The following is a 9,654-nucleotide window of genomic DNA, read 5'->3' as shown; positions in this document are numbered from 1 at the left end:
CTCAGGCGAGGGTGGAGCGCGACACGTCGCCGACGGCGACCACCGAGCGCGGCGCCGCAGCCAGCTCGGCCGCCACCGAGCGGATGTCCTCCGGCGTCACGGCCGCGAAGCGCTCGAGCGACGCGTCGAGCGTGTAGAGCTCCCCGGATCCGAGCTCGGCGCGGGCGAGCCGCCCCATCCGGGTGTCGCTGTCCTCGAGCGCGAGCGCCGACGATCCCGAGATCTGTCCGAGCACCCGTTCGTGCTCCTCCTCGGTCACGCCCGACTCGGCGACCTTCTGCAGCTCGGCGTTCGCGAGCTCGATCACCTCGGCCGCCTTCTCCGGCGCCGTACCCGCGTACATCCCGAACGCCCCGGCGTCGCTGTAGCTCGCCCCGAAGGAGTAGGCCGTGTAGGCGAGCCCCCGCTTCTCTCGGATCTCCTGGAACAGCCGGCTCGACATGCCTCCGCCCAGCACGGCGTTCATCAGCCCGAAGGCGAAGCGCCTGGGGTCTCCCGAGCGGAGACCGCGCGTACCGATCATAAGGTTCAGCTGCTCGCTCTCGCGCGATACCAGACGGAGTTCGGCGGCCGCGTCGGCCTGCGAACCCTGAACCGGATCCGCGGGCGTCCCATCGGCGGGATCCGCGCCGGCGGGATCCGCGCCGGCCTCTCCCTGCGGGCGCCGCACCGGGAACCGGTCCTTCCCGGTGCCCCAGCGTTCGCCGCCCTCCAGCGCGGCGGCCGCGTCGAGGCCGGCGAGCACGAGTTCGACGAGTCGGTCGTGGTCCACCGCTCCCGCCGCGGTGACGACGAGCGTCGACGGGTCGTACTGCGCCAGATAGTGCGACATCACATCGTCGCGCCGAGCGCCGCGAATGGTCTCGGTGCTCCCGCCGATCGGCCGCCCGAGCGGATGCTCGCCGAGGACGGTCTCGAAGAAGCGCTCGTTCGCGACGTCGGCCAGGTCGTCGGCAGCCATCGCGAGCTCCTCGAGGATCACCTCGCGCTCGTTCTCGAACTCGCCCGGATCGATGACGGAATTGGTCACCATGTCGGCGAGCACCCGGACCGCGCCGTCGAGATCGGCGTCGCGCACCTTCGCGTAGTAGCAGGTGTACTCCTTCGCCGTGAGCGCGTTGTTCTCGGCGCCGATGCGGTCGAAGCTCGTGGCGATCTGCATGGCGTCGCGGGTCGGCGTGCCCTTGAAGAGCAGATGCTCGAGGAAGTGCGTGCTGCCCAGACTGCCCGGCGCATCGTGCTGCTCGGCCTGCTCGTCGCGCGAGCCGATCCCCACCCAGAAGCCGACGGTCGCGCTGCGGGAACCCGGCATCCGCTCGGTGAGCACTCGGAGACCGCTCGGGTGGACGGTGCGCCGCAGGAACCCGCCGCTGAGGTCGGCGTCGAGTTCGGGGAGGTCGAGGGGCAGGAGAATCGGGTCTGGCACCCCCCTACCCTATCGACGCGACGCGCATCTCCCTCATCCCCGGCCTGTTCGCCACTTCGACTTTCCCGAACGCCGCAGACTCCTGACCGCACGAGGGCCCGGGCACCCTTCGGTGCCCGGGCCCTCGTGCGGCGGAGACTACTCGGCGTCGGTCGCGGCGACCTCGGCCTCGGCGGGCTCCGCGTCGGCGGCGGGCGCCTCGGCAGCCGCCTCCTCGAGCACGGGCTCGAGCGACAGCTTGCCGCGATCGTCGACCTTGGTGATCTTCACGAGGATCTTCTGGCCGATCGACAGCACGTCGTCGACCGAGTCGATCCGCTTGCCGCCGGCGAGCTTGCGCACCTCGCTGATGTGCAGCAGGCCGTCCTTGCCCGGCAGCAGCGAGACGAACGCCCCGAAGGCGGCGTTCTTCACCACGGTGCCGAGGTACTGCTCGCCGATCTCGGGCGTCTGCGGGTTCGCGATCGCGTTGACCTGCGCGCGGGCGGCCTCGGCGGACGGGCCGTCGACGGCGCCGATGTAGACGGTGCCGTCGTCGTCGATCGAGATGTCGGCGCCGGTCTCGTCCTGGATGCCGTTGATCGTCTTGCCCTTCGGGCCGATCAGCTCGCCGATCTTGTCGACCGGGATGTTGACCGTGATCACGCGCGGGGCGGTCGGGGCCATCTCGTCCGGGGCGTCGATGGCCTGCGCCATCACGCCGAGGATAGTGGCGCGGGCCTCCTTCGCCTGCGACAGCGCACCGGCGAGCACATCCGAGGGGATGCCGTCGAGCTTGGTGTCGAGCTGCAGCGCGGTCACGAACTCCGAGGTGCCTGCGACCTTGAAGTCCATGTCGCCCAGCGCGTCCTCGGCGCCCAGGATGTCGGTGAGGGTCGCGTAGCGGGTCTCGCCGTTCACCTCGTCGCTCACAAGGCCCATCGCGATGCCGGCGACGGGCGCGCGCAGCGGCACGCCCGCGTTCAGCAGCGAGAGCGTCGACGCGCAGACCGAGCCCATCGACGTCGAGCCGTTCGAGCTCAGCGCCTCGCTGACCTGGCGGATCGCGTAGGGGAACTCGTCGCGAGCCGGCAGCACCGGCACGAGGGCGCGCTCCGCGAGGAAGCCGTGGCCGATCTCGCGGCGCTTCGGGCTGCCCACGCGGCCGGTCTCACCGGTCGAGTAGGGCGGGAAGTTGTAGTGGTGCAGGTAGCGCTTGCTGGTCACGGGCGACAGCGAGTCGATCTGCTGCTCCATCTTCAGCATGTTCAGCGTCGAGACGCCCAGGATCTGGGTCTCACCGCGCTGGAAGATCGCCGAGCCGTGCACGCGCGGGATCACCTGGACCTCGGCGTCGAGCGCGCGGATGTCGCGCAGGCCGCGGCCGTCGATGCGGGCGCCCTCGGTGAGGATGCGGCCGCGCACGATCTTCTTCGTGACCGACTTGTAGGCCGCGGAGACCTGGCCCTCGGCCTCGGCCGGCAGCTCGCCCGCCTCGACCTTGGCTGCGACGGCCTCCTTGACCCGCGCCTTCAGCGCGTCGTCGGCGTTCTGGCGCTCGACCTTGTCGGCGATCTGGTAGATGCCGGCGAGCTCGTCGAGCGCGAGCGCCTCGACGGCGGCGTAGGTCTCGTCGGCGTAGGGCAGGAAGACCGGGTAGTCCTGGATCTCCTTCGCCGACTGGGCGGCGAGCTGCTCCTGCGTCTTGACCAGCTGCGAGATGAACGGCTTCGCGGCCTCGAGGCCCTGGGCGACGACGGCCTCGTCGGGCTTGGTCGCGCCGGCCTTGATGAGGTTCCACGAGCCCTCGGTCGCCTCGGCCTCGACCATCATGATCGCGACGTCCTCGGTGCCGTCGGCCTTCGTGACCACGCGGCCCGCGACCATCAGGTCGAAGACGGCCTCCTCGAGCTGCGAGACGGTCGGGAACGCGACCCACTGGTCGGCGTTGTCGCCGTGGCCGGGGATCAGCGCCAGGCGCACGCCGGCGATCGGGCCGGAGAAGGGCAGGCCCGAGATCTGCGTCGAAGCGCTGGCCGCGTTGATCGCGAGCGCGTCGTAGAACTCGCCCGGGGCGATGCTCATCACGGTGACGACGATCTGCACCTCGTTGCGGAGGCCGTCGACGAATGACGGACGCAGCGGGCGGTCGATCAGGCGGCAGACGAGGATCGCCTCGGTCGAGGGGCGGCCCTCGCGGCGGAAGAACGAGCCGGGGATCTTGCCGGCGGCGTACGAGCGCTCCTCCACGTCGACGGTCAGCGGGAAGAAGTCGAAGTGATCCTTCGGCTGCTTCGACGCGCTGGTCGCGCTGAGCAGCATGGTCTCTTCGTCCAGGTAGGCGGCGACGGCGCCCTGCGCCTGCTGCGCGAGACGGCCGGTCTCGAAGCGGATGGTGCGCGTGCCGAACTTGCCGTTGTCGAGCACGGCCTCGGCGAACTTGATCTCAGGACCCTCCACGGGTACTCCTCACATACGTGAGCACGCGGCGGGCAGCCCGGAACGCCGAAGCGTCGGCCACAGGCGATCGCGGGTGCTGATGTTCAGTAGAGGATCACCCTGCGCGGTGGAGCGCGCAGGGGAATCCACCACCGAATACCAGCCCGCCGACCGACGTGCTCGATTCATCGTTGATGCCGTACCGCACCGGATGGGCGCAGCACGACACGCCAAGGATACCATCGGATCCCGCGAAATCCCGGAAACGTCGATGCCCCGCGCGCGGCGGGGCATCGACGGCGCCGGGAATCGCGCCCGATCGGACGGCGATCGATCAGTCGACGACGAGATCGATCGCGCGGAGCATCTCCGCACCGATCGCCTCGCCGAGCCGATCGATCAGCTCGGACGGCACCTCGCCGTCGACGGAGAGCACCGAGAGCGCGGTGCCCTTCTTCTCGTCGCGCGCGATCTGGAGGCCGGCGATGTTCACGCCGGCCTCGCCGAGCAGCCCGCCGTAGGTCGCGACGATGCCGGGCCGATCGGTGTAGCTGAACACGATCAGGTGGTCGGAGATGGGGAGCTCGAGCTCGTAGCCGTTGATCTCGACGACCTTCTCGACCTGCTTCGGCCCGGTGAGCGTGCCCGAGACCGAGACGCGCGTGCCGTCCTCGGTCACGCCGCGCAGCGTGATGACGTTGCGGAAGCTCTCGGCTGCCGTGTCGGAGCTGAAGCGCACCTCGACGTTGCGCTGCTCGGCGAGGAGCGGCGCGTTCACGTACGAAACGGGGTCGCTGACGACCTGGGTGAAGAGGCCCTTGAGCGCGGCCAGCTTGAGCACCTCGACGTTGTACTCGCTGAGCTCGCCGTGCACCTCGACGTCGAGCGTCGCCACGGGGGCCGCGGCGAGGCCCGCGAAGATCTGGCCCAGCTTCTCGGTGAGCGGCAGGCCGGGCTTCACGTACTCGTCGATCGCGCCGCCCGCGACGTTCACCGCGTCGGGCACGAGCTCGCCGGCGAGCGCGAGGCGCACGGACCTGGCGACCGCCACGCCCGCCTTCTCCTGCGCCTCGTCGGTCGAGGCGCCGAGGTGCGGGGTGACGTTCACTCTCCCGTTGCCCGTGAGCACGGTGTCGGCGGGGGGCTCCTGCATGAACACGTCGAGCGCGGCGCCGGCGATCTCGCCCGCATCGAGCGCGGCGGAGAGCGCCGCCTCGTCGATCAGTCCGCCACGGGCGACGTTCACCACGTAGGCGGTCGATTTCATGGCCTTCAGCTGGGTCTCGCCGATCATGCCGAGCGTCTCCGGGGTGCGCGGCATGTGGATGGTGAGGAAGTCGGCGCGGGCGACCAGTTCGTCGAGCTCGACCAGTTCGACGTCGAGCTGGCCGGCGCGGGCAGCCGTGATGTACGGGTCGTAGGCGATGAGCTCGACGCCGAAGCCGCGCAGGCGCTCGGCGACGAGTGCGCCGATACGGCCCAGGCCGACGATGCCGATCGTCTTCTCGAACAGTTCTGTCCCGGTGAAGGACGAGCGCTTCCACTCCCCCGCGCTCAGCGAGGCGTGCGCGCGCTGCAGGTGCCGGGCGAGTCCGAGGATGTGCGCGACGGTGAGCTCGGCGGCGCTGATGATGTTGGACGTGGGCGCGTTGACGACCATGACGCCCGCCTGCGTGGCGGACTTGATGTCGACGTTGTCGAGGCCGACGCCCGCGCGGGCGATGACCTTGAGCTTCGGCGCCCAGCCGATGGCTTCGGCGTCGACCTGGGTGGCCGAGCGGACGAGGATCGCATCGGCGTCGGCGAGCGAGGCGCGCAGTGCGTCGCGGTCGGTGCCGTCGACGTGCACCACCTCGAAGTCGGGGCCGAGTGCGGCGATGGTGGCGGGCGAGAGTTGTTCGGCGATCAGCACGACGGGCGCAGGCAACGGAGTGATCCTTCTGGGGTGCGCGGGCAGGATGCGGGCTCATGGACGAGCCACCCGGTCATTCTATCGCCTGGCCGGAGGTCCCGAGGTCACGCCGCGAAATAGGTGTACTGCGGCACCAGGAGCAGGATCTCGAACTGGAACGCCGAGATCACCGCGATCCCCGCCAGCAGCAGCAGCAGTCGCACCCCGGCCCGGCGTCCACGCCCCAGCAGCAGCGCGATCGCGAGAGCCGCGACGGGAAGCACGATGCCGAGGATCAGCCAGAACCAGCCGGCCCGGCTCAGCCCGCCGCCGAGCGCTTCGCCGATCCCGTGCATGCCGGTGAGATTGCCCACCGCGTTGACCGTCACCAGCACGTAGCACAGGATCAGCACGATCCCCCACGCCCAGGCCGCGATTCGGGCGGCGCGGCCGCGGTGCGCCACCGCGGTGGCCGGGTTCGCGGTCACGACGCCGCTCCCATCTCGAACATGGGCAGCGGTACGAGCACCACCGCTCCGACCAGGAGCCAGATCAGGAGCGTGCGCGTGCGGGCGCCGCGAAGCCGCAGCAGCACGGAGAGGAACCAGAGCACCGGCGCGAACGGCGCCAACCAGAAGAGCACCTGCTGGAACACGGACCCGACGACACCGCTGGCCTCGGCGATCGCAGCGTTCGCGTCCGAGTAGTACTTGGCCCAGCTGAGCCAGACGATCGTGTACAGCAGGTAGAGGCCGCCGATCACACCGAAGAGCACCAGCATCCCGGCGCTGAGCTGCGCCTTCGCCTGCGAGTCGAGGGATCCTGCCCCTGCCCCCGCCTCGACGGCAGCGCTCGCTGCGCTGTTCTCGGCATCGTTCCCGGCGCCGTTCCCGGCGTCGGTGCCGGATCCGCCGAGGAGTCCGCGGCCCGATCCGCCGCCGACCGCTGCGCGAGCCTCGGCGGCGTCCAGCGCCGCGTCGACATCGCCGGGGCCGGCTTCGACGGTCCATCCGCTCGCGAGACGGCTCTCGCGAGCCCCCCGTTCAGGCTTGTTGCGCATGGGGCACAGTTTATCGACGCGCGGCTGGGGAACCGGGGGATACACTGAGTTCCACAGACGCCCCTCGGCCGAGACATAGCCGCCGAGTGGAATCCCGGCCCTGCACCCCGGAAGGATCACCGTGACCGAAGAGTCGAAGCCCGCAGCATCGAAGCCGAGGAAGAAGGTCGTCCGCGCCGCGCCCGCCGCCGAGGGCCGGTCGACGGCGGAGCCCGGGGCCGACGGAGCCGCGGATCGCACCTGGAAGGCGACGCCCGAGGCCAAGGGCAGGGCACGGACCAAGCGGATCATCGCGGGCGTGCTGTGGCTCGTCGCGATCGCACTGCAGGCCTTCGCGATCTTCGGGCTGCTGAACACGCCGGCGCGCACGCGCATCGCCCAGCAGTTCGACTGGAACAGCGGTGTGCAGCAGGGCGCCGACGGCTCCCCCGTCGTCTCGTTCCCCGGCTGGGCGTTCTGGTGGATCATCGGCATCCTCGTGATCAACGCGATCCTCTGCATCATCGCGGGCTACCTGTGGAAGGGCGCGAACCGACTCGACCCGGCGTCCCGCAAGGACAAGGTCCGCTTCTTCGTGCAGAACCAGCTCGGCGCGATCATCCCGATCCTCGCCTTCCTGCCCCTCATCATCCTGATCTTCCTGAACAAGGACATGGACAAGAAGCAGAAGGGCTGGGCCGGCGGCATCGGCATCGGGGTGCTGGTGATCGCCGTCGCGCTCGGCGTCGACTTCAATCCGCCGTCGGTCGAGCAGTACACGGTCGAGCAGAACTGGGACCGCACTCGCGTGGTCGGCATCACCGGTCAGGACGAGGTCTTCTGGGTCGCCAGCGGATCCGTCTACCACCTCTGCGCAGAGGTGTCGCCGCTCGAGAACTCGACGCAGGACGAGATCCTCACCGGCACCGTCTCCGACGCCACCGCCGATACGTCGGGCGGCATGGAGCGCCTCACCAAGCAGGTGCAGATGGAGATCAACCAGTGCAATGCCGCTGGGCACGACTTCGCGCTGCCCGATCCGAGCTACCTGGAGCAGACCCCGCCGAGCGATTTCGCCGACGATCTGCTGAACGGCGGCGAGGAACCGTCCGGGGACGAGCCTGCGGACGAGTCGACGGAGGAACCTGCGGAGTAGCCGCGCTATTGCACCCGCTGCACGCGTTCCCGATGGGATCGGACGTTGTTCCCCTGGATCGACTTCTGCTTCGTCCCGCGAATCTCGTCCACCTTCTGGTCACTGCCGGTGACGGGCTGCGCCTCGATGATCGTCTCGTGCTCGAAGGCGTGCGACTTGTCGGTGTTGCGGTAGTACCGGTACAGGGCCGTGTACGTGGCGATCCCGGCGGCCGGCCCGGCGAGCAGCAGCCAGCCCGGGTCGCCGTCGTCCGTCGCGGCGACGACGCCGGCCGCGTCGATCAGGCCGATGAGCAGTGCCGCGATCATGCCGTGGCCGCCAGAATCGCGAGCACGAGGCCCTCGACCACCGTTCCGGTCGCGAAAGCTGCGGCGAGAAGTCGCCCCTGCGAGACCGGAACGCTGCCCATCGTCTCCCCCGTGCGGCCGTTCACCGCGATGTAGTGGACCATGCCCCGGCCCTTCTCCTCGTGGTAGTAGGAATAGAGCCAGACCGGCAGGTACATCGACAGCCACCGCGTGCCGCGCACCTCGAGCCGCTCGTGCTCCCAGCGCACGCCGCGGTTGTAGCCCGTGACGGACGGAGAGACCTGCGAACGCGCGATCGAGAGCAGCTGGTGCTCGAGCACGGGCTGGATCGCCGAGATGTCCTGATCGCGCTTCTCCGAGGTGAACCCGGTGAGATAGCCCGCGTTCCAGCGCACGGCGTTCTTCGTGTCGAACGGCAGGATCGTGTTGATCACGTTGTTCGTGTTGACGAAGGTGTTCATGTTGGCCCGCTCGGACGACGACTCGATGGTCAGATCGTCGACGGTGAAATCGACGTGCCGCTGCACCTGGTACACGTCGGCGTCGTAGAAGGTCTCCTTGTCCTCCCCGCTCCCGCGCGTGTAGGTGCGCACCAGCACTTCGCCGTGCCCCCAGACGTCGGCGCCGGCGTTGCCGTCGACCACCATGTAGGGCAGGTACACGCCGACGACGTTCTCGGGCGTGAACTCCCGCAGGAACCTCCGGTTGGCGAAGATGCGCCGCTTCCCCGCGAAGGCGCGGATCGCGGCGACCGCCTGCTCATGGGTCAGCGCGAACGGCAGCACCGCGTCGGGCACGGCGCCGTTCGGCACCTGCTCGTTGATGGTCAGGATGTGCCGGCACCAGTGGCAGCGCGCCGACATCGCCTGCGCGGTGTTCACGACGACCTCGGAGCCGCAGCCCCCGCACTTCAGCGTCACGACGTCGTCGACGGAGCCGTCGATGTCGGCGGCTCCGCTCCCGATCGTCGTGCCGCTCAGCTCGGAGAGCGGCGCCTCCGCGAAGACCTGCCCCTCGATCGCCGACTCCGCCCACTCATGGCGGCAGAAGAGGCAGATGAGCATGCCGGTCGCAGGGCGCAGCTGGATCTCGGTCGAACCGCACTTCGGGCATCGGTTGACGCCGTCCCGCAGACGCTCGTTCTCGGTGCCGACCGGATCGGTGCTCGCGGCGGGCTCGACCGGCACGGGTGACGGTTCGCCCTGCGGCATCGCCGGGGAGTCGTTCATCCGTCGGCCGTTCAGATGCCGAGGGCCTTCGCCTTGGCGGCGTCGTAGTCCTCCTGCGTGATGAGGCCCGCGTCGAGCATCTCCTTGAACTTCGCGAGCTTCGCCATCGGATCCTCCGCACCGGGCTCTGCCGCGGCGGCCGGGGCCGCAGCTGCGGGAGCCGCAGCGGGCGCCCCGCTCTGCGCGC

Annotated in this window: 9 protein-coding genes; 1 reads left to right on the top strand and 8 read right to left on the bottom strand. The window is 69.8% G+C overall.

Annotation, left to right across the window (positions count from 1 at the left end; all coding sequences use genetic code 11):
• Position 1: 1 nt before the first annotated feature.
• The 5 genes from ACFPZL_RS07075 to ACFPZL_RS07055 all read right to left on the bottom strand — a co-directional run bounded on the left by ACFPZL_RS07075 (position 2) and on the right by ACFPZL_RS07055 (position 6,795).
• On the bottom strand, positions 2-1,426 hold the full coding sequence (locus ACFPZL_RS07075; protein ID WP_218113821.1) for a M16 family metallopeptidase: 1,425 nt from the start codon (positions 1,424-1,426) through the stop codon (positions 2-4).
• Positions 1,427-1,564: 138 nt separating this feature from the next.
• Entirely contained in the window at positions 1,565-3,865 is a 2,301-nt protein-coding gene (locus tag ACFPZL_RS07070; RefSeq protein WP_218113820.1) for a polyribonucleotide nucleotidyltransferase, read from the bottom strand.
• A gap of 313 nt (positions 3,866-4,178) precedes the next feature.
• On the bottom strand, positions 4,179-5,771 hold the full coding sequence (gene serA / locus ACFPZL_RS07065) for a phosphoglycerate dehydrogenase (RefSeq protein WP_218113819.1): 1,593 nt from the start codon (positions 5,769-5,771) through the stop codon (positions 4,179-4,181).
• Positions 5,772-5,860: 89 nt separating this feature from the next.
• Entirely contained in the window at positions 5,861-6,223 is a 363-nt protein-coding gene (locus ACFPZL_RS07060; protein WP_236021673.1) for a hypothetical protein, read from the bottom strand.
• Positions 6,220-6,795, bottom strand: coding sequence for a hypothetical protein (locus ACFPZL_RS07055; protein WP_218113818.1), 576 nt, complete (start codon positions 6,793-6,795; stop codon positions 6,220-6,222). The genes ACFPZL_RS07060 and ACFPZL_RS07055 overlap by 4 nt, the downstream gene beginning before the upstream one ends.
• 121 nt (positions 6,796-6,916) lie before the next feature.
• Between ACFPZL_RS07055 and ACFPZL_RS07050 the strand changes: the two genes are divergently transcribed.
• On the top strand, positions 6,917-7,930 hold the full coding sequence (locus tag ACFPZL_RS07050) for a hypothetical protein (protein ID WP_218113817.1): 1,014 nt from the start codon (positions 6,917-6,919) through the stop codon (positions 7,928-7,930).
• 5 nt (positions 7,931-7,935) lie between these two features.
• Here ACFPZL_RS07050 and ACFPZL_RS07045 read toward each other — a convergent pair whose 3' ends face one another.
• The 3 genes from ACFPZL_RS07045 to ACFPZL_RS07035 are packed head-to-tail and all read right to left on the bottom strand — an operon-like array spanning position 7,936 to position 9,547.
• A complete protein-coding gene (locus ACFPZL_RS07045; protein WP_218113816.1) occupies positions 7,936-8,238 on the bottom strand; it encodes a hypothetical protein in 303 nt (100 codons plus the stop codon).
• Entirely contained in the window at positions 8,235-9,467 is a 1,233-nt protein-coding gene (locus ACFPZL_RS07040; RefSeq protein ID WP_236021672.1) for a zinc ribbon domain-containing protein, read from the bottom strand. Before ACFPZL_RS07040 ends, ACFPZL_RS07045 begins: the two co-directional genes overlap by 4 nt.
• Before the next feature lie 11 nt (positions 9,468-9,478).
• Positions 9,479-9,547, bottom strand: a complete 69-nt coding sequence (locus tag ACFPZL_RS07035) for an SHOCT domain-containing protein (RefSeq protein ID WP_382334959.1) — start codon at positions 9,545-9,547, stop codon at positions 9,479-9,481.
• Between the last annotated feature and the right edge of the window lie 107 nt (positions 9,548-9,654).

Origin of the sequence: Leucobacter soli (assembly GCF_042659205.1) — a bacterium.
GTDB classification, from domain to species: Bacteria; Actinomycetota; Actinomycetes; order Actinomycetales; family Microbacteriaceae; genus Leucobacter; species Leucobacter soli.
Note: the sequence above shows the minus strand (reverse complement) of the source record. Positions and strands in the feature narration are given on the sequence as shown.

Coding starts and splice junctions, on each gene's coding strand:
- ACFPZL_RS07040 (WP_236021672.1), bottom strand. CDS start 9,467: ATGAACGACTCCCCGGCGATGCCGCAGGGCGAACCGTCACCCGTGCCG.
- ACFPZL_RS07045 (WP_218113816.1), bottom strand. CDS start 8,238: ATGATCGCGGCACTGCTCATCGGCCTGATCGACGCGGCCGGCGTCGTC.
- ACFPZL_RS07055 (WP_218113818.1), bottom strand. CDS start 6,795: ATGCGCAACAAGCCTGAACGGGGGGCTCGCGAGAGCCGTCTCGCGAGC.